12 protein-coding genes are annotated in these 26,499 nt (G+C 29.6%); 2 read left to right on the top strand and 10 right to left on the bottom strand.

Annotated elements, in window-relative coordinates; genetic code table 11:
- Positions 1-266: 266 nt before the first annotated feature.
- Positions 267-1,943: a sigma-54 interaction domain-containing protein gene (locus tag J2Z76_RS07150; RefSeq protein ID WP_209511320.1), complete on the bottom strand. Its 1,677-nt coding sequence runs from the start codon at positions 1,941-1,943 to the stop codon at positions 267-269.
- Positions 1,944-2,271: 328 nt separating this feature from the next.
- Here J2Z76_RS07150 and J2Z76_RS07155 point away from each other — a divergent pair, with 328 nt between their 5' ends.
- On the top strand, positions 2,272-3,114 hold the full coding sequence (locus J2Z76_RS07155) for a polysaccharide deacetylase family protein (protein ID WP_209511321.1): 843 nt from the start codon (positions 2,272-2,274) through the stop codon (positions 3,112-3,114).
- 69 nt (positions 3,115-3,183) lie between these two features.
- Here the strand turns inward: J2Z76_RS07155 and J2Z76_RS07160 are convergent, their stop codons facing one another.
- The 4 genes from J2Z76_RS07160 to J2Z76_RS07175 all read right to left on the bottom strand — a co-directional run bounded on the left by J2Z76_RS07160 (position 3,184) and on the right by J2Z76_RS07175 (position 11,613).
- Entirely contained in the window at positions 3,184-4,449 is a 1,266-nt protein-coding gene (locus J2Z76_RS07160; protein ID WP_209511322.1) for an O-acetylhomoserine aminocarboxypropyltransferase/cysteine synthase family protein, read from the bottom strand.
- 58 nt (positions 4,450-4,507) lie between these two features.
- The gene (locus tag J2Z76_RS07165) at positions 4,508-10,264 is read right to left on the bottom strand and encodes a DUF4011 domain-containing protein (RefSeq protein ID WP_209511323.1); all 5,757 of its coding nucleotides are present in this window, start codon (positions 10,262-10,264) and stop codon (positions 4,508-4,510) included.
- 190 nt (positions 10,265-10,454) lie between these two features.
- Positions 10,455-11,354, bottom strand: a complete 900-nt coding sequence (locus J2Z76_RS07170; RefSeq protein WP_209511324.1) for a BadF/BadG/BcrA/BcrD ATPase family protein — start codon at positions 11,352-11,354, stop codon at positions 10,455-10,457.
- 37 nt (positions 11,355-11,391) lie between these two features.
- Positions 11,392-11,613 carry a YdbC family protein gene (locus J2Z76_RS07175; protein ID WP_209511325.1) on the bottom strand — a complete coding sequence of 74 codons (222 nt, stop codon included), beginning with the start codon at positions 11,611-11,613 and terminating at the stop codon, positions 11,392-11,394.
- 220 nt (positions 11,614-11,833) lie between these two features.
- On the opposite strand from J2Z76_RS07175, the gene J2Z76_RS07180 reads away from it, so the two are divergent.
- Positions 11,834-12,412, top strand: coding sequence for an ECF transporter S component (locus J2Z76_RS07180; protein ID WP_209511326.1), 579 nt, complete (start codon positions 11,834-11,836; stop codon positions 12,410-12,412).
- A gap of 100 nt (positions 12,413-12,512) precedes the next feature.
- Here J2Z76_RS07180 and J2Z76_RS07185 read toward each other — a convergent pair whose 3' ends face one another.
- From J2Z76_RS07185 to pruA, 5 genes are all read right to left on the bottom strand, one after another.
- Positions 12,513-13,241 carry a TIGR03915 family putative DNA repair protein gene (locus J2Z76_RS07185; RefSeq protein ID WP_209511327.1) on the bottom strand — a complete coding sequence of 243 codons (729 nt, stop codon included), beginning with the start codon at positions 13,239-13,241 and terminating at the stop codon, positions 12,513-12,515.
- 14 nt (positions 13,242-13,255) lie between these two features.
- Complete coding sequence (locus tag J2Z76_RS07190; RefSeq protein ID WP_209511328.1) at positions 13,256-14,503, bottom strand: putative DNA modification/repair radical SAM protein; 1,248 nt, start codon at positions 14,501-14,503, stop codon at positions 13,256-13,258.
- Positions 14,504-14,728: 225 nt separating this feature from the next.
- Positions 14,729-22,585: an S-layer homology domain-containing protein gene (locus J2Z76_RS07195; protein ID WP_209511329.1), complete on the bottom strand. Its 7,857-nt coding sequence runs from the start codon at positions 22,583-22,585 to the stop codon at positions 14,729-14,731.
- A 286-nt stretch (positions 22,586-22,871) separates the two neighbouring features.
- A complete protein-coding gene (locus J2Z76_RS07200; protein ID WP_209511330.1) occupies positions 22,872-24,344 on the bottom strand; it encodes a methyl-accepting chemotaxis protein in 1,473 nt (490 codons plus the stop codon).
- 422 nt (positions 24,345-24,766) lie between these two features.
- Complete coding sequence (pruA, locus tag J2Z76_RS07205) at positions 24,767-26,362, bottom strand: L-glutamate gamma-semialdehyde dehydrogenase (RefSeq protein ID WP_209511331.1); 1,596 nt, start codon at positions 26,360-26,362, stop codon at positions 24,767-24,769.
- Positions 26,363-26,499 lie beyond the last annotated feature (137 nt).

Consider the following 26,499-nt stretch of genomic DNA (forward strand, 5'->3'; position numbering starts at 1 on the left):
TGTCTTACTTAACACAAAGCAAATACTATGCCATATTTGATAAATCCAGATGTAAAATTATTAAGGTTTGTCTTTCCAATGGTTTGAGGGAACATTCAAAATATAAAATGAAATTTCGAAAAATAACAAAAAAAGAATGTAGCAACTTTTCTACATTCTTTTTTTGTTATTTCTTACCTATTCTTATATTTATCTTTATATAACTATACTTAGCTGCAACGTAGATAATTTTAGACAAAATAATAATATGTATATTATTTTCTACATTATATGGCCTTTATATTAATGCCATAATTATCTATTTTTTTATATAAAGCAGTCCTATGTATTCCAAGCAATTTTGCAGCTTCTGTTCTACTTCCGTTAGTTATATTTATGGCTTCCATAATAGCTTTAATTTCCACATCAGCTACGATATCCTTCAAAAAACTTCTATCTTTATTATTGTCCTCCATATTTAATATATTATTAATATAGTCAGGCAAATTATTTAAATCAATGTAATTATTATAAGACATATTTGCTGCTCTTTCAAGGATATTTCTTAGCTCTCTCACATTGCCAGGCCAATTATATAATTGGAAAGCTAATATAGCTTTTTCAGTAACTGTTTTATAAGGCAGACCTACATTTTTTAATAATTGCTTTAAAATATCTTCGCATAAATTTGGAATGTCATCTAACCTATCTCTTAGAGGGGGAATATTTATTCTAACAACGTTTAGCCTATAATATAGATCTTTCCTAAAACGTCCTTCTTTAACTAAATTTAGTAGATTCTCATTCGTACAAGCTATTATTCTTATATCAATTTTTATTCCAATATTACTACCAACTCTTTCAAGTTCTCTTTCTTCTAATACTCTTAATAATTTCGCTTGCATGTTATAAGGCATTGAACTAATCTCATCAAAGAGAATAGTCCCTCCATTTGCAAGTTCTAATTTACCAATCTTGCCTTCTTTTTTGGCACCAGTAAATGCACCAGAGTCATATCCAAAGAGTTCCGATTCAAATAGTTCTGGTGGTATTGCTGCACAATTTACCCTAATAAATGGCGCATCTTTTCTTTGACTAGCATAATGAATAGCATGTGCAAAGTATTCCTTACCTGTCCCACTTTCTCCTTGAATCATCACAGTAGAAGCTGAATTAGCTGATTTTATTGCAATATCCTTCACCTTAAGCATATTTTTATTTTGAGTTATAATATCATCAAATGTATAATTGGCACAATACATATTGCTTATTTCTCTTTTGTATTTATCGACAGTATTTTCTAGAACTTTAAGCTTTTCTACCAAGTCTTTTACCTCTTTAACATCTTTAAACAATACAGTTCCTACTGCACCAATTATCTCGCCATCTTTAATTATTGGAGTCCTACTAGCTATCATATTATGTCCTTGTATTCTCTGTACATCATACAATTCTTTTTGACCAGTCTTAACTACTATGTGAAGTCGTGTATTCTCTATAACTTCTTGTACGGGCTTACCTAATACATCTTCTTCCTTTATTCCAAAAAGTTTCTCATAATTCCATTTAATTATATTACCATCCTTATTAATTAGTACTATTCCCTGATATGCATTATCTAAAATATCTTTTATAGAATTAATACTTTTTTTCAGCTCATCAATTTGAGAATTTTCAACTTCTGTATTATCTATATTTTTAAAAATAATTAACAAATATGAATATTCTTCAATAGAATCTATTACTAGTGTTTCTACAATTAATTTTCTATCATTAATAATGACTTCTTTTTCGATATTTTGCTTTATATTAAGTAAATCAATAAGCCCGTTCTTTTCCAAAATATCGAAAACTTCAGATACTTCTTCAATCTTAGTATTGAAAAATTCTTCAAACCTCTTATTTACTACAAAATCATTCTTAGAATCAATTATTAAAATACCTTCGATTAAGCAGTCTAACATTGAACAAAAGCTTTTATAGCAGGTATTTTGAATATTCACTTAAATACACAGCCTTTCTTTATACTTTTTCTTTTCAAAATATACACCCCCATATAATATTCTAAATAGATATTTAATCTATTATATTATATTTCTATAAACCTTTGCATAAAAAACATGTCATGTCATTTGAATATTTTTCAAACTATTTGTATGTACTATATGTACTAACTGATATCAAACAGTCACTAATCCATTTACTAAAATTAATGTAACGGTAATTATACAAGCTAATTCAGCATAACATATATTATATATATAACTTATTAAAGTGTTGAGGGTGGTCTATTTGAAAAAATACAAAAAAAATATTATTCCTATATTAATTATAACTTTTTTAATAGTTATTTCTTGCATGAATTTTAAAGATATTAGTGATACTTATCCTGTATCAACAAGTCCTGTAGTGAGTTTACCAATTATTATGTATCACGAAGTAAATACTAAAAATTTAGGAAAGTATATAGTATCTCCAAATGAATTAGAAGAAGATATTATTTATCTAATAAATGAAGGATATACAACTATAACTATTGAGGATTTAATTGCATTTGAATATAATGATATAGAATTGCCTGAAAAACCAATAATGATAACATTCGATGATGGATACTACAGCAGCTGTAAACATATACTACCTATCCTACAAAAACACAATTGCAAAGCTGTAATATCTATCGTTGGAAAATATGTTGATGAAAGTACAAAATCTACTTATACCAATGGATATATAAATTGGTCACAAGTTAAAGAACTAGTAGATTCTCCTTATGTAGAAATACAAAATCATACATATTCAATGCATGAACTATCAAAACGTAAGGGGTGTAGTATTATAAAAGGTGAATCTTACGATAAATACAAAACAGAAATTATTGAAGACGTTGGATTTTTACAATCTCAAATTGAAGAAAAAACAGGATATATTCCAAAAGCTTTTACCTACCCTTTTGGGATTATATGTAAGGAATGTGATGAGATACTTGAAGAAATTGGTTTCTTTGCAACACTTTCATGCTATAGCGGAGTAAATTTATTGTCAGGAAATCAAAAAGAACTTTATGGGCTAAAAAGATTTAATCGACCATCTGGAATAAATCGTGTAAACTTTTTTAAACAATTTGAAAAATAAGAGACAGAATATTAATTTCAAATTTATGAAATTTGATTATTAAATACTCTGTCTCAATAAATCACTTATTTAGATTTCTTGTAATGCTTGTTCTATATCTTCGATTATGTCATCTAAATTTTCTATTCCTATAGAAAGTCTTACTAAACCAGGAGTAATTCCTGCTGATATTAATTGACTATCTGTAAGTTGTCTATGAGTAGAACTAGCTGGATGTAGTACGCATGTACGAATATCTGCAACATGTACTTCATTGGAAGCAAGTTTTAATGCATCCATAAATTTTACAGCATTTTCTCTATTTCCTTTAATTGATAGTGAAATAACACCACTGCATCCTAATGGAAGATATTTTTTAGCAAGGTCATGATATTTATCTGTTTTTAAAGCTGGATAATTAACAAATTCTATTTTATCAGATTTACTTAAATATTCAGCTACTTTTTCTGCATTCCTGCAATGTCTTTCCATTCTCACTGCAAGTGTTTCTAATCCTAAATTCAACAGAAAAGCTGCATTAGCTGATGGATATGCACCTATATCTCTCATCATTTGTACTCTTGCTTTAGCAATATAAGCAGCATTCTTAAATGTATCACAATAAATCACTCCATGATAGGATTCATCTGGTTCTGTAAATTCTTTAAACTTGCCATTTCCCCAATTAAAATTACCGCTATCAACAATAACCCCACCTACTTGCACAGCGTGTCCATCCATGTACTTAGTAGTTGAATGTATTACTATATCAGCTCCAAATTCAAATGGTCTACAAAGATACGGTGTTGCAAATGTATTGTCAACTAATAAAGGAACATTATTTTTATGAGCAATATTAGCAAATTTTTCAATATCAAAAACGCACATAGATGGATTTGCAATAGTTTCACCAAAAACCGCCTTTGTATTCTGCTTAAATTCCATTTGAATTTCTTCTTCAGTAGCATCAGGACTAACAAATGTGCATTCTATTCCAAATCTCTTCAAGGTAACTGCAAAAAGATTTATAGTTCCTCCATATATTGTAGATGCACTAATAAAGTGGTCTCCTGATTTCATAATGTTTAACAAACTAATTAATGATGCCGCTTGACCTGATGTAGTACATAAAGCACCTACTCCACCCTCCATTGCAGCGATTTTTGCTTCAACCGCAGCAACTGTTGGGTTTGAAATTCTAGAGTACATATGACCATCAGTTGTCAAATCAAATAATTTTCCAATATGTTCTGTAGAATCATAGGTATATGTAGTTGACTGATAAATTGGAAGAACTCTTGGTTCGCCATTTTTAGGACTATATCCTTCGTGTAAACACTGTGTTTCAATTCTCATATTATTCCTCCATATTTTTAGTTTCAAATATTTTTTAATAGTGATTATATCATGCAAATCATACTACATCAACATTGTTTTCATTTTTCATAGAAATTATTGCTTCTTGTATTGCATTTAAAAGTTTTTCTCCTTCTATTTTTGCATCTTTTATCCAATCAGTTGACCATATTCTATATATTTTCCAACCCATATCTTCTAAAACTGATTGACGAAGTCTATCTCGTTCTCTTACAGTTCTTGCTTTATGATATGACACACCATCACATTCTATTCCTAAGACAAAAACCCCATTCACAGTAGGATGTTTTACTGCCATATCAATACGATATCCAGAACATCCAACTTGTGTTTTTACTAAAAATCCATTTCTAGTTAAAAAATCATATATTGCTTCTTCAAATGATGATTCAACATGAATCTCATTAGTCAATGCCAACTCTTCTTCTAAATAATTTGTACCATTAATTGCATACTCAATATATTGTCTAAGCATCTTCACCCCTTCAGAATTTGTTTTTTCCAAATTTATATCCGAAGGTTGAATTGATCCTACTAATTTTAAATTAAATTTCGCTCTTGTAATTGCAACATTCAGTCTCCTGTATCCTCCATTTCGACTCAATGGTCCGAAATTCATATACATTGTTCCATTTGCATCTTTACCATAGCCAATACTAAAAATAATTGTATCTCTTTCATCACCTTGTACATTTTCTAAATTTTTTACAAAAAATTCTTCTTCATTATCTTCTGAAAAGAAACTTTCATACATTGAATTAGCAATACGTCTTTGTCTTATTGCATTTTCAATTGCTTGTTGTTGTGATTCACTAAATGTAACAACACCTAGTGAACGATTAGGGTAATGATCAAAATGTTCAAATACAAGGTCCGCCACACATTTGGCTTCCTTAATATTATTTTTCCTTGAACCTCTATCATATACACCATCTTTAACATAAATATATTCAACCCCTGTATTTGGCATTTTTTCAATATTTGAAGGGAAAGTTGTCAATTCATGTTTATATATCTTATCGTTTGAAAATGCAATTAAATTTTCATATCTACTTCTATAGTGCCATTTTAAAGTGCGTTCTGGAATTGCATTTGTAGCTTCATCAAGTATCGAGTCAAAGGCATTATAATTCTCATCAAAATCTTCATTATAAATATCGAAACTATTTTCATGATATGTAGTATTAAAAAAGGAAGTAGGAGGAAGCTGAAATCTATCACCTGCAATTATTACTTGTTTGCCACGAATTATAGCACCTATTGCATCTTCTGTACATATTTGAGATGCTTCATCAAAAATAATTAAATCAAACTTATAACCATCTGCTTTCAAATACATACTAACCGAAAGAGGTGACATCATCATACACGGTTTCAAAGTTGTAAGTAAATTTGGTATCTCATTAAACAAACGCCTTAAAGGCATTATTTTTCTTTGTTTACTCAATTCTCTTTTTAATATTCCAACTTCTTCTAAAGACGATGTAGTAACATCTATATTAGGAATATTAGAAATTAATCTTTCTCTAATCCTAAGACTTGCAATTTCAAGTTGCATTTTATCAAGTTTAATAAACTCATCTATTAAAACTTGTTGATTTCGACTTCTAAAACTAAATACTGCTGGATATTTTGGTAGCACAACATCAAGCCACAGTTTATAAAATCTTTTTAAGAAGACATTTAGAATATTATCTGAATGAATTTCTAGTTCTTCAACTTTTTCGATAAAATCTCCCAATCCCAATTCTATGCATTGTTTTCTAATACCAATAAAGTCAATATAATCTTCTAATAATGATAAATTTAAACAGCCTTCTATTTTATCATAAATCTCAAATATATTTTGATTATACATTAAATCTGGATTTTCAAATAAATGAGTAAACCAATCAAAATCACTATAAATTGTATCTTTCTCATTAATTAAATTGCCCATATACCCTTCTAATATTTGAGTGATTTTGTCATCATGAGAAACTTTATTAATAAATGATTCAGATATAGAATATTGTTTGCAAATAGAAACAAATTGTCTGAAATATTCAAGTTTTGAAATAACTTGATTCCAATCGGTACTAACCCCATTGTAGTAAAATGAAAACTTATTTTGCAATTCTTCATTATTTTCTAAAAACATCTGCTCTATTTTTTGAATTTTATTTAATGAAGCAATATCTTGCATAACAATTTCATACTGTGTTTTGTCCTTGGATAAAATTGTAATTTGATTGTATTTATCATTTATTATTGTAATTGAATTTTTTACATTTTCAATTGTCTTCAAAATATCACTTATATTATTTGAATTATTATTTTTTTTAAGCAAAACCAAATCTAAACGTTCACTAATTTTTAGCTCTATAAGTTTTTTTACATTCCATTGATATGATATTATATTTTCGTATGGATAATTTGAAGATGTTAATGATTTTACTAACTCATCTGAAATTTTATCATTATCAAAATATAGTTTTATTTTATTAATGATTTCAATATTATTATTTATTAATTCAAAATCTGTTTCATTTCCAATATAATTAGAACCTAAGTACTCACCAAGCAAATAATGCTTGTCTTTAAACCATTTTTTACAACTATTTATATTTTTTATATTTTTCAATAATTCAATGATTTCATTAATACAAATCAAATCATCTTTATTTAATTTGAATTCCATAATTAAGCTAAAATCATTATTTAACTCTATACTATTATTGTATATATCATTAGCAAAATCTAAAACCTCTTCAATATTTGTACCAACTAAATCCTTGCTTAGTATATTAAATAGTTCATCTGAAGCCTCATTTAATTTAGATTCAACTAAATTGTTATACTCATCATTTATACAACCATAATTGTATTCAAGCATTATTTCTTTTAATAAATCAGGTACCGGTTCGTTAGTAAAATAATCTCTTATAGCATTAAACTTTTCCCTTGATTTCTCTATTAATTCCCAATTAGTATAACTTTCTTGATACAATTCACCCAATAACTCCTTGGCAGTTTGGTTATGGTCTGAAAGCCACTCTTCATTTTCCTTTATTTCTGAAATTTTATTTAAAAGCACAATAATTTCACTATCAGTAATTTTATTATGTTGCACTTTACTACATGATAGAATTTTCTTTTTATCTGCTTTATATTTATTTTTTATATTTTTAAATACTCCAATGTATTCTGTATTAAATCTAGCTAGTATTTCAATAGAATTTATTTTGAATATCTCTTTATTGTATTCTGCTGAAATATTATCTATTAATTCGCTATTTTCTAATTGCTTTTGTTTTATTTCATTTATCAATTTATCTAAAATAGAGTCTTTATTCCTATCAAACCACGATTCCGTTACATGTAGGTTATTATTCAATGCTCCCACTAATTTGCTTAAAGATATTAATTCTTCAAAAGTTTTAATCTTTTTTATACCAAGAAAAGTACTTATTTTTTGTGCAGTTTCCTTTGCTGTTTCTATTATATTTATACTTTTTATAAGCTTATAATTTTGATTTTGTATAAAATCTGAAATATTTTTTTTGTTTACGTTTTCTGATTGACTTATATTATTAAAATTAGCAATTATTCTAATGGTACTTTTATATTTATCATTAAACTTCTTTAATAATTCATCAAAATTAATATTAAATATTCTTTCATCAAATTTTGTTTTTACAACAAGCATAGATTTATTCAAAGTTAATTGATGATTTCTTGCATCATCTAATATTTTTATAGTATCACACAGTTGTACATCATTAAACCACCTTTCCGATGGCTTTGGATCGTCAAGAATAAATCCTACTAATTCATTAAGTAGTAATAAAGAATTAATATCTTCCGGCTTCCTTAAACCTAAATGTTGAGCAATAATTTCACTATTTTTTAGACATAGTTCTAATATGTCATTTAATTTGCTAAATTCTAATTTTATATTCTCTGCATTAACTACAATTTCTTTATTAGAATTAAATTTTTCAGAATCTAAATGTTTTTTAATTTCATTAGCTTCTTTTTCTATGTTGTTAATTATATCTATTGCAGGAATTTCAAATATTGATTCATCATACTTCTTTTTTAACTGTTTACTCAAATCAAAATACTGATTACATTTAAAAGTCATAGAATTAGATATAGCAATTAATTCATTCAGATCTAAATTTGTCCATTCACTCGGGAACAGTGAAGATTTAATTGATAAGTTTAATATATCTGATACAATTTTTACATTTTCGATACTTATATTAAATTTAGCACCGGTAATATTTATTATTTTTTCATATGTTTCAATAAAATTTTCATAGTTTGGCAATAACCTCATTAAAATAACATATATATTATGTCTCAACTCATGTGTCAATATTTGTATATTACATCCATACCATGGGTTTTCTGAATAATCCATACTTTTCTTTCCAATATTCTTTGCATATTCTCCAATTAAGAACTTGTATTTATTTAGTTTATCCCCATCAGTATTATCAACATCGTCAATTGAGAATACTACATCTTCTGTGTCTTCTAACTTAGCTAACTTCCCATTGATTTCATATATACTAGAATTTAACAACATACATTTAGTATGAAGTTCTTCATTGTAATTTATTAATTTTCTACGTTTTTCTTCCAATTCGGAAAGCTTGTACAAGATATCCTCATGTACCTTTATTTTTGGCGTATTTAGAGTTCTCTCAAGCTGTCCTAAAATATCTTTTTTATTAACTTTATGACTATGTAAAGTTAAACAAAAATCATCTAATTTAACTTCTTTTATTCTATCCTTTACAACATCAAGAGCTGCCATTTTTTCTGATACAAATAAAACCTTTTTTCCATCAGAAATTGCTTCAGCGATTATATTAGTAATAGTTTGACTTTTTCCAGTTCCTGGAGGTCCTTGCAATACGAAACTTATACCTTTTTTTGAAAGTAATATTGCGTCCTGTTGACTTGAGTCTGCATCTACAACTTGATATGTTTCAATTGGTCTTATATTTTTATCATGATCGTAATTATTTAAACCAGCTGGAACTTGAACTATTTCACTATAATCACCTGCTAATGCTTTAACAATATGATTGGAAACAATCTTATCTTTGTTTTTTACCAAATCCTCATACATATTCATTTTAAGAAAGGATAACAAAGCTAAAAATGTTTCTTCAGTCACCTTCCAATCATTTTCATTTGCTATTTCAACTATCTTCATTAGATATTTTTCTATACTATCTTCATGTTCATTATATTCGGGAAAAATAACCCCAAAATCATTTTCTAATTTATAAGCTAAACTAGGATTTAATAAAATTCCATCATCACGCAAGCTCAATATGTATGGCTCATTTATAGATTCTATTTTTAAACTTGCTGGTACAAGTATTATCGGTGAAGAGATTGTAATGTTTGAATTCTTATTTTCCCTCCAATTCAACATACCAAAAGTTAAATACAAAGTATTTATACCTTGTTCCTCAATTGATGTTTTAGCTTTAGCCCTCAATGACTTCAGTGTCCTTTGTTGCTCATTGAGTGTTTGATTAGTTTCAATGTCTCCTTTTACAACTAAAATGCTTTGTTCTTCACCATCATCATCAAATATTGTTTTCGATGGATATGAAAATTCCAAGCTTTTTTCTTGATTTACAAGCAAATTAAATAAATCACCTAAACATGGTGATTTAATTGCAATATTTGACCTTTTTGTTTCCTTAAAGTTTATTAATCTATTGCTTTTACCAAGGTCTAAAAGACGTTTTTTCCATAGTTCAATTTTCAAGTCTAAATTTTGCATTATAATGCCCCTTTGTTTATTACAATATAATATATAATATCATGATAAATTTATATTTGCAATACAGAATGCATATAATACACTCCCTACAATATCCATTCTCTCATTAATTTGAAATACATAAACAATTTCAATTAAATAACTAATACACGTTATTGTAGGATAAATATTATACGCACCATCACAATAATTATAATAAAATCCCATTTTTATAAATATTAATTACACCTCTTGTTGCAGATATATCTTTTTCAATTAGTGAATATCTATTTATCACATTATTTATTTCATTTTTATAAGAAGAAAGAACATAGCTAGAATTATAAAAAACTCCACCTTTAAGCCCTATTATTATTTCCTTATCAAATTTTTTTATCTTATATGAAACTAATGTTGATTCCGCTAAATATTTACCTGCATTTTCTAACAACTTAATTGCATCAGGATTTTCTTTTCGAGAATAATCAACAATTATTTTAAAAAGTGAAGCAATTTCATTTTTTTGATTTGTATATATATAATTCATAATATGAGAACGTGTACTCCCACCAATTCTTCCAAGCAAAGCTTCGCTTAAACTATCAAATGATATTTGCCTATCAAACTTGTACACTATTTCTTTAAATGCTTCTATAACAGTATGATAGCCACTTCCTTCATCCCCTAAAATATGGCTCCAACCACCTACCATTTCACCTTCTCCATTTTTTTGAACATAACAAGATGATCCCGTTCCAGAAACTACAAGAATTCCATCATTATTTCCCAAATAAGCTTTACAGGTCATTTCAGCATCATTTAATACTATTGTATTTACTCTGAATTTATTTTTTATGTAGTTCTGAATTACTTCAATATAATTTCCAGTTTCTACTGCAGCCATTCCAATACCAATTAATTGACATTCAACTCTACCTAATTCTTTTAAACATGAATCAATTAATGCACTGACATTTGAAATAGTTTCATTTAAATTTACAGCAGGATTTCCAAATCCTCCAATATTTTTATAAATAGGATTGTATTCTAAATCATATGCAACTATTTCAGACTTTGTCCCCCCTGAATCTATTCCAATTAAATATTTCATTTTTCCCCCTTTAAATATCCATTATAAAATATTGTATTTATATGTCCAGTTTATTGAGAGCGTCTCTTAAAATCTTTATTTCTTCCTTTGTAAAGGTTACACCTTTTGCCATTTTTTCATGTTCAGGAGACCACTCTCTTATATCATATTTAGGATCTCTTTCATTCCAGCTAACTAAGTTAAACTCCTTCGTCCAACCCTTTGCTGATTCCGAAAGTATAGCTATTTCTTTAACTACCTCAAATTTTAATTCTGCCATTATATTTTCTCCTTGAATTTTTATAGTTTTTCTTCACACATTATTATACTCTATTACCATTATTCAATTCAACCACATTTTTCAATACTAAATTATTATGAAATAATTCAAAACATTAAATCTCGATCTGACCACTTCCAAAATATCAAAACTGAACATTTACAGAGTGACAGTCTTGGATATAATTAATATATAATATAATAAATTTCGAGGAGGAATTATGATAGGTAAAAAAAAGAAATTTTCAATATATCAATTAACTGTGATTGGTTTAATGTCAGCAATGGTTTTTGTAGCAACAAACTTTAGAATAGAAATACCAACACCCTTAGGCAAGACCATGCTACATCTAGGCAATGTAATGTGTTTATTAAGCGGAATTTTCTTCGGTGGAGTTACAGGAGGTTTAGCTGCAGGATTTGGTTCAGCCATATATGACTTGTTTGATCCAGCTTTTGCACCTGAATTTTGGATAACATTTATAATGAAATTTACTATGGGTTTCATCGCTGGGAAAATTTCTCACATGAGAGGATTTAATGGAGAAAATAAGAAAATTAACTTAATAGCTGCTATAGTAGCTGCAATAACATATGTTTTATTATATGTATGTAAAACTATTTTCTTACAACTTATTATTCTTGAAAGCACTTGGCAAGCAGTTTCTGCAGTAGCAGTTACAAAATTTCTAGTTTCTTCTACAAATGCAATAATTGCTGTAATTGCATCACTAGCCCTATCAATAAGCTTACGCCCGGCTTTAAAAGCAGCAGGTGTATTTAGAAAACTCGAAAGATAAAAAAACTTTAAATTTAACAAAAAACCAAGGCATACAAGACCACATACATTTAGTATATACGCAATTAATTACTGGGCGACCGCAAGGGATCGCCCATGGTTTATATAAATTCAACCATATTCTTTCTATATCTTGCTGGAACAAATTGAAATTGTAAATCAATATTTGTTCTTTCTTTAATTGCAAGGTCTGTGAAATATTGTTTCCACAGATCTCTAAACATTTTTTCATCTTGTGAATATTCTATATTAATTGAATCTTTTAACTCTTTTATTTCCCATCTTTCGTTTGCATAAACAACAACCTTTTTTCGTTTCTCATCATGTATTATAAATTTTTCATATTTATATCTGTCAGCAAAATGTTCTACAATTAATATTAATATATCGTTATCTGGAGCAAATTTAGAATACAATATTCCATTAACATCAGAAAATCGAAGTATTCCAAGAAATCTATGGGTTTCCGCTCCAACTTTTAGATAAATTTGATTTATTGGTAAAACTTTCTCGTGTGAGAAAAAGTTCATGGTATTTTTACCATATCTAAAAGCAAAAATAAGAAAATCAAGTATTGTATTTTCCTTATTTTCATTGCTTGATAAGTAACAATAATAAACATTAATATAGGCTTCTCTAGATATTTTGTTATTTATTGCATCACAAACTATTTTTGCTTTTTCATAGTCAGTATCAACTATCTCAAAAGAGTTAATAATAGATTGCTGATATCTTGAATATTCAAATATACCAGAAGCCTTTTCTTTTTTATAATGATAAAAAATACATGTCATAAGGCCTTCAAATGTTCCATCATATAAGTAGTCCATAACAACTTTACTCCTTACATAAACTCAAAAATAGAAAACTGTTTTTGAGCTTCTTTAAATCTAATTTCATTTTTTATTGAATCTGGCTCAAATTTCGTATTACCGTAGTATTTTCCTTTAACTGTAATAAAGTGCTTCGCTCTTTTTAATACTGTTTTCATTTTTATAAGTGAATCATATGAAAGCTCTGCATTTTTTCTTTCCCTAATTATTCTTTGTGCACTTTTCACACCTAAACCTGGAATCCTCAACAATTCTTCATATGATGCTTTATTAATTTCTATAGGAAACCTATCAATATTTCTTAGTGCATACATCATTTTAGGATCAAATTCTAAATCAAGGTTAAAATCTATTTCTGTAAAAAGCTCTTCTGACTTAAAATAATAATAACGCATTAACCAATCAGCCTGATACAATCTATGTTCCCTAACAAGTGGTGGAACTGTATTTACAGATGGTAAATTCGGACCTGATATAACTGGTATATAAGCAGAGAAAAAAACACGTTTCATATTAAATCTATCATATAGATTCTGTGATAAATTAAGTATTGTTTTATCACTATCTGGTGTAGCACCTATTATCATTTGAGTTGACTGACCACCAGGCACAAAGCGAGGTGTATTTTTAAAAACTTTTTTATCTTCGATAGTTCTAGTCATTTCTGAATTAATTACTGACATAGGTTGAATTATACTTTCTATTTTTTTCTGCGGAGCTAAAATTTTAAGGCTTTCTCTAGTAGGTAGTTCTATGTTTACGCTCATTCTATCTGCTAAAGCACCAGTTTTTTTTACCAAAGCTGGATCGGCCCCCGGTATGACCTTTACATGAACATATCCCCAAAAATTATATTTATACCTCAACAACTCTAAAACTTTATAGATGTTTTCCATAGTATAATCTGGATTTTTCTCTACAGCAGAACTTAGGAATAATCCCTCAATATAATTTCTTCTATAAAACTGAATAGTAAGTTCTGCTACTTCTTCTGGTGTAAAACTTGCACGTTTTACAGGATTTGTAACTCTATTTAAACAATAATGACAGTCATATATGCAATCATTTGTTAGAAGTATTTTCAATAAAGAGATACATCTCCCATCTGATGACCAAGCATGACAAATACCTGCTGCTGAAGCATTACCTATACCGCCTGTATTTTTATTTTTTCTTTCAACACCGCTAGACACACAAGATACATCATATTTAGCTGCATCTGATAAAATTTTCAGTTTTTCAAATATTATATCGTTCATAATTCACCTGTTTATTAGTATAGATAAATTATATCACAGTGAATATAGGCTGTCAAACATTTGTTCTAGTACTTTTGTTTATACTAATTATTCACCTAAAATTCTTTGTTTTTTCAAAGAATTTATTATAAATGTAATTTGAATGAACCTAAAAATTCAATAAAAGTAGTGATGAACTATCTACTTTATAGCTCATCACTACTTTTAATGTTTCTACTTATATTTTTATTTAACTATTTTTTCTATAAACCTTTGTAAAATTGTTGCTACTTCTGCCCTTGTTGCCTCTCCTTTTGGATCTATAATATTGTTAGGTTTTCCTGTTAATAAACCATTTGCTATCATCCATTTTATTGGTTCACTGGCCCATGATGAAATATTATTATTATCTGCAAAGTTTGTAATATCAACAGTCGATAATACATCATATTTCATATATTTTGCATATCGATACAGTATAACTGACAACTGCTCTCTTGTTATATTATCTAGTGTTCCAAATAATCCGTTACCATAGCCTTCCACAATTTTATTTTTTGATGCCCATATAACTGCATTTTCATACCAAGATTGTGTTTCTATATCTTTATACGATGTACCCTTTATTGTTGGTGAACCTGCTAATCGGTATAAAACAGTTACAATCATAGACCTTGTCATACTCATTTGCGGTCCGAATTCTTCATCTGTTATTCCTTTAAACAACCCTTTCGCAACTACATAATTTACACTTTCAAAATACCAATCGTCTGAATTAACGTCTTTAAATATTGGTGTTTGAACAATTTCTTGCCCTGTTGTATCATTTACAATGTTATTGCTACCACTTCCATTTCCACCGCTGTTTCCGCCGTTATTACCATCTCCATCATCAATTGGTGTTTCGTCATATGTTTTTTCACCAATTGTATATGTTGTCGAAAACACAGTGCTATCATCCATTCCTACTTTTGAAGCTATCGCCTTTAATTTGCAAGATTCAGAAATTAAAATTGGTGCTGTATATGTTCTTGATGTTGGAGTTGGTGTTGTTCCATCTGTTGTGTAGTAAATCGCTGCATCTTCAGTTTCTGTGGTTAAAATTACTTCTTGTGCATCATCATATTTACCGCCACTTATATTTACAATTGGCTCAAGAACTGTTTGTCTTGCTGTAATCTCAATATCTTTTGTATAGTCACTTTCCATAGGAACTCCTGCATAGCTTAATGCATTTTGAGATACTAATACTGTATATTTTTTCGGTGTTACTCCATCATCTTCAAATTGTTTAAATCCTCCAAGATATTGTGTATTATCCGCATTAAATCTAATACGCTTTACAAATGTATCTGATGATATAACATCACTTTGATAAACTCCATCAACCACATATCCTGTATTTGGTGCAGCCACGATGAAATCAATATCATAACATGGAATATTTTGTCCTCCAACCGTTTCAAAAACTTGAATATTCGATACATTGTTTTCTTTATCATATATGGATTCAGCTTTCATATATTTTGAAAACTCAACTTCTAAACCTGATGAATCAGCGGTTGCACCTATAACATCCGGTGCCTCTAAAGAAAGAAGGCCTATATTAACTTCGGTATGCATTGGTGGAACGGTCATAGATTTTGTTAATGCTGTTTGATATTTGTTTGAACTATCATTAAATAGAACCCTCCAATTTCCTACTGGTACCTCCCATCCATATTTACCGTTATTGTCAGTAATTTGTGGGTTTTCTTGCTCTGACAATGTCAAGAACTCATCGTCCCATGCTTCCCAACTTCCGTTATTATCAGTTTGCGCTGTTGCTGTAATACCCTCAACTCTTTGGTTTTCAATTGCTTCAAATACATAACCTGATGGATCCATTAGATATTCAGGGTCTTCCGGATCATCTTCTTCGCCGATATCTTTTTCTTCCAAACGTAGCTGCATAATTATTTGTGATATTATGCTATTCCCCCATAGATTATATTCTGCATCTATTTTTGTAGTATAAACCATGTTTCCAGTTGATACTATATAGCTTAAACATTTGCCTGGTAGGGAGAAAAAACTTGAACCGTAACCAACAACTCCCATTAGACTACTAATAGAGTGACTATCTCTTCTTGCATACTGATATTCCCTAATTTCATCATATAATCTACTGCGTACATTTGAATTCTTTATACGATCAGTTAAGCTTCTTAAATTAGCAGGATCTATGCTTGCTGGTCCTGAAAATATTTGTACTGCTGTTGCTACTCCTCCTATAACCTGCATTCCCTTTCCATAATTTCCAAGATTAGCTGTTCTATTTCGGAACCCTTCATATGCTATTTCACCAGTGTTTTGAACATATCCCATATAATCAACTTTACCAGATATATTCCTTGCAGTATCTAAATTTGTAGATTTAGCCATTATATCTGCTTTTATACTTTTTGTAACTATTGATACATTGTCTCTGCTCGCAATCAATGAATTTAATTGTGCACCTACTAAAATTTTTGGATTTTCATTAATGTTTGCATCTATGGTACCACTTTTTAGTTTATTAGCTAATCCTTCACTAAAATACATGGTTCTATTTACCCTAAAATCATATCCTGTTTCAGTAGAACTATCTTTATACAAATAATACTCTCCATCACTACCCACAGAAACTTTTCTAAAGCCTTGTGCTATAAGCTGTTCTACTGAATAACCATTTACATCTTCATAGTTCACTTCTATTCCTATTTTTCCATCTCCGAAGTTTTTGTAAGCTTTTAATGAATTTTGTGTCTGTTCAGCAATTACTGCACCATTAGTATCTCGATATGGTTGCGGAATATTAGCAGGTTCAATTTTATCAAGATTATTGAGAGAATCTTCAAAGTCCTCTTCTGACGGTGAATTAAACCCATTCAAAAGCCCCATGTCTTCTCCATTTTTCAGAGAGTAAAACACTGATATATTTCCTATATCTCTACCTATTACAGCTTCCATTTTCCAATCAGAATATTGACCATTTAAGTTGTCACGAACTAAAGTAGCAGGATATTTTGTTTTATATCCATCTTTACTAGTGTTAATAACATATACATTTTCGAGCTGTGAGCTCACGAGTTTATTTATTCTAAAACTAACACGGCTTAATCCAGATGAATTATATATGCAAACCCCCTCTGGTGTATCACCGAGAGTATCAACGGAATATTTTTTTATAGCAGGGTCATCTAATGAACTGTAATGAGCTATGTTAATAAATTCATAGTTGCTTACAGTTGCCCTGTCTTCACCATCTATTACTTCACATAATATTTCTTTTGATTTGTATACCTCGCCTTGTTGTGTAGTCATCTCAGCTCTCAGAGTATGTACTGCGGTTTTTTGTGGTGTAGTTAATGATGCAACAATGCTATAGCTATGTTTGCTGTTAGCCTTAGTACTACAAATCAATACATCTCCGTCATATATATCAATGTCACTATTAGCAAAAGCCATACCACGAATGGTTATATCTGATGCTGGCTTTATTACTTGTTTTGATGCGATAATACTTACTTGAGGAGTGTCTACAGCAGTTCTAAATGTTGCTCCTTTATCAACTCCATTTCGACTAAAATAAAGATTTAAAATTGAATTATTTTTAAGTTTATCAGGTACTGAATCTGCAGTGTAGGTTATAGTATAATTTCCTTCTGCATCAGGTGTATAGTTATCACTATAAAAATTAGATTCAACACCATTTACTGCCTTATCATAAACTGCCCTATATTGATCATCATATGCAGATATTGATTTTAATGTAAAATCGTTTTTTAATAGTTCACTAACTATTACTTTTGCTTTAACATATATTTTTCCACTGCGTCCATCTGTTGATGTAGGTACAAATTTAGTATCGAAATGTACATCATACGGAATTAACATATCTTTTGTAACGTTAGAAGGAATTGTAATTTCTCCCAATTTTAATTCCTTTCCATTTTCCACCACGACACTTTTTTTAACATAATGTGTATTTTCTATCCATCCCAAAGAATCGAATGTCTCAATTTTTGAAAGTCCATTTAAGTTTGTTATATCATAGCTTGAGAAAATTAAAACGGTATAATCTCCTTCATTTAAAGCATATGTATCCGAGGTAACTTTTTCATCTGAACTGATGAAATATGAAACAATATTACCTAATTCATTGTAAATTGCCATATAAGTAGCAGGAGGAGTTTCAACTTTTTTAACTATATCCGCTGTAATAACTCCCTTAGGAATCGCTACTAAATCAACTGCACCATTTCCATATTCATCAAGGGTAACTGTGTAAAATTCAACTTCATTTACATATCCATTGTGAAACTTTGGATATACTCTAATAGTTTGATTGCTCAATTCTTTGCCCAATTCTATTGTATCACTGTTACCGCTACCTACAATGTAATTTCCTTCTGTATCAGTGATTTTTATATATGATATAGAATTGTAATTTTCCAATAATAGTATATCATTATAATTTTCATTATTAGTTTGAAGAGGTCTTGAATATGAATTTATTTTTAATCTGTTTTGGTCAGCATAATTTAAATCCACATCAATCTCTTGATTAGCTTCATTACTTGTTGCATATTCTACAAATTTAGTTTCATAATTTTCTTTACTTGCTACTATTTCGGTATCAAAATTTGGATACACTGTAAACAATACCTTTCCATTCTCATCAGTTACTCCTGAAGTATTGTAATAAAAATGAATTTGACCATTGATCACAACTTGATTCAAACTAACTGTTGCTCCTATCAATGTTCTTCCTTCCACATTACTATCATTTATCGTAATTTGAATGGTTGATGTTGAAATATTACTTACAGTTAAATTTTGCGAGTTCACTCCCCCGTTAAGTGTTATAGGTGTTGTAACCTTTTCAGGCAAACTATATTTTTTTAAATCAGAATATGGTAAAACCAAATTGTAACTATCAATTACCATACCTTCATATAATCCTACTTTTTCTACATTAGGTTTTGCATATCCATTATAAATATTGTCATTAACGGTATAGCTATAATTTATGTATGCATCAGGAGATAATTCAGCACCATTAACATTAAATATTATGCTTGCTGGTTTACGAGCATTACTCAAGTCTATTGTTGCAGCTTCACCAGATACAGCATCAAATTGACCACTTTTATATGTGTTTAAACTGTCAAGCAAAGAATAGTTATAACTTCCTGGCTTTATAATATTAAAATCAAAATTTGTATTTCCATTATCAATTATTTTCGTTTTGCTTCTCCCATCATGATTAAAAATTCGAAGATATTTACCATCGAAATCTCCTGTATTTGGTAATCCATTAAATTCTACTTGAGCTGCTACAGAATATGGTTTTTCCTCTATCTTAGAAACAAAATTTGTTACAAAAGAAGGATCTACTATTTTATATTCTATAGAAACTATCTCTGCTGCATCAGATGGTATAGATTCTTGACCTGAATAAACCCCATTTTTTGTTTCTATTAGATTTGTATCTTTACTTTTATCCACATTAGCTGCATCTTTATAATTAAGAGTCGCTATACCATTGAAGTTTGCTTTTCCATTGATGGTATATTTTATGTTGCTTAGATTTTCAACATAATATTTTCCCCCAAGGAATTCAGTTTTTATGTCTGAACGATAATATGTAATATATGGTTCTTCAACGACATTTACTAGAACTTCATTATACTTTGAATTTAATCCTAAAGTATCAATCATATAAAAATACAATTTTTTTGCATTAGAATCATTAAAATTAATTAACTTTGAATATGTGTATAAATCTTCCGTACCTGAAGTTCGCTTCAATGTATATGTTTCAAGGATATTGTCCATTTCATCTAATACATCAACCATACCTACATTACCAGCACCACCTAATTGAATATAGAGATTGTAATCTGCAAATTTATTTAATGTTAGTATTTCTTCTCCATATTTTCCCATTATTCCACAAATAGTCGGTGCTTCAGCAAAAGTTGTGCGGTAATTTACAGAGACAGATGTATTATATACAACACCCCCAGTGCCCTTGAATTCAAAATAAATAGTCTTATTTCCAAACCCATCACTTAATGTAAAACTAACTGAATTTTCTATGGAAGAAAAAGGCAATGTAGAAAGTGATGATAAATTTTCAGTAAATCTAACCTGATTAAAACTTCCTGATGTGATATTAATAGTGACTTGTTGTTCTGTTATATACGGTGCACCATCGTTGATTTTTACAGTTGGATTTATAATAGTTACAACATCCTCAGCTGGTAGTAGTGCTACTTCACAAAAGCCATTTATTTGTGTGTTATTTTCTTTTAAGTACACTTCATACCAACCACGTGCCATATTATCAGTTTGTGCTGATGAAATAAGAAGCTTTTTAGAAGATACGAAACTAACTGCTACTTCTAGAGGGGTTGCAGACAATCCGTTTTTAGTATGTTCCATGAAATGGGCTGTATACGTCTTTCCACTGTTAAAGCCCTCTCCATTTAGCGTTAATGCTCTACTTCCAGATATACTAGCGAGAGCTGGGTCTACTACAGATCCACTAATAGGTGAATACAATTTACCAAAAGCAATATTAGTTCCTATTGTAAAATCAGAATTAGCTTTTATGCCCGTTCCCTCTTCATATGATAAGCTGCTTATTTTCATTCCTTCCAATAGTATTTCTAAATATAATGAATAGTTTAGCGGTTCCGTTGAAGATATGTTAAATAAATATTCTCCATCCGAACTTTCTAAACTACATCCAACTACATCATCTGATAGTATAGCAGAACAGCTAGTTATGGAAGATTGTAAATTCAACCCTGATAATACTACCTGAAAATCAGTTGTATCCGCTGGCAATAAATAATTACCTTGAAACAAATCATAGTCTACCGGTGTTAAAGAAACGCCACCTACTACATCTGTTCTTTCTATAGGAACGGTATGAACTAAACTCCCACCATAATTGAATTTTATTGATGATGCACCACTTGGGACATCTACCTTTCCAGTTGTAGTAAAGACTCCATTTTTAGGTCCGTCAACATTAACTGAATCTGGTCTTAAAATACTATTCCCATTATTGTCAGTGACTACAATTAGTGATGAATTATTGATATTTCCACTTGTTAATGTGAATTTATGAGCTGTTGAAGTAGTTGTACTTCCTAAATAGAATGTAGCATCATCAGCACCCTCATATGAATTAGACATAGATTCACCGTGACCTCCTGATGATTGCCTCCCTACTACTGCATTTGTTAGCTTAAATTGTCCTATAGTTAATTCCGAAATTACATTAATAGGAGTATTTGTATAATATTTTTCTCCAGAAATTTCAATTTCAATATAAAGTTTATCCCCCTGTGCTGGTTGATTTAAAATTGTAAAGTTTCCTATAATGCATTGTTCTTCCCCACCGATTACTACCATATCATATTCATCATCTTGTAGAGTTGCAATTAAATTTACTGTGCTAACAGGACTCCAAAAGCTTGATTTTGTTCCACTGTATAATTTGATAGATATATTTTCTTTTTGTACACCACTATCTAAACCATATAATGAAATATCAAATGGCACTTTAGTAACACTATCAGTTATTTCCACAGGGATATTATTTTCATTAACATAAATACTCATTGAATAGCAACTAAAATAAGCATCACTGTTATCATAATATGTATCTCCATTATCTTTGAGGCGAACATAATAATTATCTGATGAATTTAAAGTTACTCCGCCGTCCATTATCATTTCATAAATGTAGCGCTCATCACCTTGAGCTGTTTTGCCTAAATACCATCGCTCACTTTGTGATGCTACAGCAGTATAAATACCATCATATGATGATACTTCTGCTGATAGCTCCCCTAAGTTTTTACCTATTGCCTCAACATAAAATATGCTATCACCTGGTTTGGGATAACTACCACACCAATCAGACTCTCCACCACCATTAAATTCTGGTGTTCCACTAGGGCTTGGGACAACAGAATCCGCACTAGCTAACATTGGAATAAAGAAATTCTGGGTAAATATCATTGTAAAAATCAAAATCCAAGATATAACTTTTTTCTTCATTAATTATTCCTCCTTGTTATTTAATAACATTCTCTTTCATATTTTTCTAAAAATATAAAACTCTAACAAAGTCATATTTTTCATGTTGAATTTTGTCTTTATATAACTTTATCTATAATTATACTTTTTATTTTAATAAATAAAAGAGCGTTTGGCCATTTGTCAATGACAAAAAAAATGACACAATTTGTGTCATCTTTTATTAAATAATATTCATATATTTCTCAATATTAATTTATGATAATTTTTTTATTTTGGGATTGGATTGCATTACCATAACTGTATATTAACTCTCTATTACTACGTCTAATCCTAACATTGCTATAACTTCATTTTTATTATATATAGGTGATGCTATTGTTAATACGATTTCGTTGGTATCAGTAGTAATGTATAAATCAGAAACAAAAGTCTTCCCTTGCAATGCACCAATAAACCAAGGTCGATCTCTCAAATCTATTGGGGGTATACCATCAAGATTACAACCCACCCTTGTACTATCTGGCATATATGTATAGAGAACTATTTTATCATTATTTTTCTTTGAAAGTTCCTTAAACAATTTTGTATGCACATTTCCATTTAATTTTATTATATCAGGATTTTGTACTAAATTTTTAACGAAAGTAGTCCACTTATTCTTAATGGAATTTAGTGTCTCTTTTGGAATTTTCACTTGTGAGTGTTCCTTAATGACCTTCGTCATTGTTTCACTCATTTTCTCAAAAGATTCAGCTTCTTTAGCCATTACTACAAGTGTGTTTGATTGCTCTTCAATTACTGAAGCTACTTGTTGTGTTGCTCCACTAATCTCATTTGACGCTGTAGTAATTTGTATTAAGTTACTATTCATGTTCTCAATTTCTTGCCCTTGCAATTCTATATCTCTGCAAACTTGAAACATAGACGTTACTGTAAGTTTACTAATTTCTGCTATGTCGCTAAATCCTGTTTCTACTTCGGATAATATTTTGGAATCTTCCTGCTCTTGGCTAACTCCATCATCAAAACAATTAATTAACCCCCTAATTTCCACTTCAAAATTATTGAGTATTTCACTGATTTCATCAGCAGACTTATTGGATGCCTGCGCCAGTTCCCTTATTTCACTAGCTATGACCGAGAAACCTTTTCCCTGTTCTCCTGCTCTTGCAGCTTCTATTGATGCATTTAGCGCTAATAAATTTGTTTGCTTAGAAATATTTTTCACTACATCTATAATGCCGTTCATAGTTCTTAATCCTTCTGATATTTCTTTTGTCTTCAGTGATAGCGAAATGTTTTCCTTTGATCTATTTTGCATTTTCTCAATAAGATGTTGCAAGACTTCCCTAGTACCCCTAAATCCTACAACAGTTTGCTCTAAATTATTCTTTGTAAGCTCTACTTTATCAATTGTTTCATTTGCTATATTTACTAACTTTCGACTACTTTCAACAATTTTATTAGACATCTCATTTTGTCTTTGAGCACCTAAAGCAATTTTTTCTACTGTCATAGCTATTTCCCGCATGGCAGAGCTGGTTTTCACAGTTATAGCAGATAATTTCTTTGTTCTATTATATAGAGTATCCGAATTCATTCCTACATTTGCAAGAACCCTTCTATAGTTGAGAAGTAATTTATTTAATTCCTCGGCAAGCCCTTTAAATCTTAATCCTCTACTTACAAATTTTTTACTTAAATTTCCTGCATTTACTTCATTTATTCCAGAAACAATATGATTACGTTCTCCTATTTTTCTGCTGATCAACATCATTATTCTTACCCTCCATAATAATTTATCATAACTTTTAGTATTTTTACACTTTTATACTTTGTATTTTTAATATAATTTGTAGTAACATTATACTCCAATCCGAAAAATTTTTCTACAAAAATATGTTTCTTTCGCTAAATTTTACTATACACTATTTTTCTTTCAGTAAGCAATGTATTATTTATAGATAAAATTAATTGGTAAAAAAAGCATTCGAGTTTTTGCTTGCTCGAATGCTGAATTAAAGTTACATTTATATTTAGCCTTTTGTCTAAAATTGTTTGCAAAGTCAATTATTAAAATAATATTTTTTTTATAGCACCGATACTATTTTTTACGCAATCTTGCTCGTTCATATTGTTTCGGCCATTCTACTTCGTTTTTTAGCTTAAAGTCTGCTTGAAGAGGCCAATAAGGACTTCTTAATTAGCTAAAGTTTCTTTAGTAACCTTTGGACTTATCCAGCGCATCAAGTTGATTTTTGAACCAGCTTTATCATTAGTTCCAGAAAGTCTTGAACCTCCGAACGGCTGCTGACCAACTACTGCACCCGTTGGTCTGTCATTAATATAGAAATTGCCTGCTGTATAAACTAATGCTTTTTGTGCTTGTTCTATGGCGTATCTATCTTTTGCAAATATTGCACCTGTCAATCCATAGTTAGATGTGCTGTCAACTAATGAAAGCATGTCTGAAAATTTTTCATCTTCATATACATATATTGTCATAACAGGTCCAAATATTTCTTCTTCCATGGTTTTAAAGTGAGGATCAGAAGTAACTATAATAGTTGGTTCTACAAAATACCCAATTTTATCATCGCAGTTTCCTCCGAATATTATTTCTGCATCTTTAGAATTTTTAGCATATTCTATGTAGTTTTTTATTGTATCAAATGATTTTTTATCTATAACAGCACCCATAAATGTGTCGATTTCTTCAATATCTCCGAATTTTATATTAGCTGCTTTTTCCAATATATTTTCTTTTACTTCAGACCATACGCTTTTTGCAATGTAGGCGCGTGATGCCGCAGAGCATTTTTGTCCTTGATATTCAAATGCTCCATCAATAAGTCCGCGTGAAGCTGAGTTTATATTAGCAGAATTGTGTACTATTATATAATTTTTCCCGCCTGTCTCACCAACAAGTCTTGGGAAAGTTTTATAATTATATATATTGTTTCCTATTGCAGTCCACATATTTTGGAATACTTTTGTAGAACCGGTGAAATGAATTCCACTTAAATTTTTATTACTTAATACTGTATCGCTTATTTCCCCTGCATTTCCAGGTATGAAATTTATTACGCCGTCAGGAAGTCCCGCTTCCTGGAATAATTTATAAATTACATAAGATGTGTATACAGTGTTAGATGCTGGTTTCCATAAGACTGTGTTTCCAGCAATTGCAGGAGCACTAGGCAAGTTGCATGCTATTGAAGTAAAGTTAAATGGAGATACAGCAAAAATAAATCCTTCAAGAGGTCTGTACTCAGTTTTGTTCCACACCTTTTTTGTTGATAATGGTTGTTCTGAATATATTTGTTGCAAGCAAACTGCATTATTTCTGAAAAAATCTACTAATTCGCAAGCAGAATCTATCTCTGCCTGCTTATAAGTTTTGCTTTGAGTAAGCATTGTAGAAGCGTTAAGTTTTGCTCTCCAAGGTCCTGCAGCCAATTCTGCAGCTCTTAAAAATATAGCTATTCTTGATTGCCAAGGCAGTTTTTCCCATTTTTCTTTTGCGTTCAAAGCCTCTTCAATTGCCATTTCAATTTCTTTTTTGCCAGCCTTATGAAATTCTCCAATTACCTTGTTTTTATTATGAGGAAGTATGCATAGACCTTTATTGCCAGTGCGGATTTCTTTTCCGCCTATTATTACAGGTATATCTATAATACCATTTTTTATGTTAACTAATTCAGCTTCAAGTTCAGTTCTTTCAGTACTTCCTAAATCATAATTCAGCACAGGCTCATTTACAAAATTAATTTCTTCTATTATATTGTTATTCATGTTTTCTCCTTCAAAAATATAATTTTATTTTATATATTACAGCTTATATAAATGTATTTACATTTAGTTCTATTAAGCTTGTTTCTCATTACTATAATACATGTAAAAATAATAAATGTCTACTATAAAACAAATTA

The sequence above is a fragment of the Sedimentibacter acidaminivorans genome, from assembly GCF_017873955.1.
GTDB lineage: Bacteria > Bacillota > Clostridia > Tissierellales > Sedimentibacteraceae > Sedimentibacter > Sedimentibacter acidaminivorans.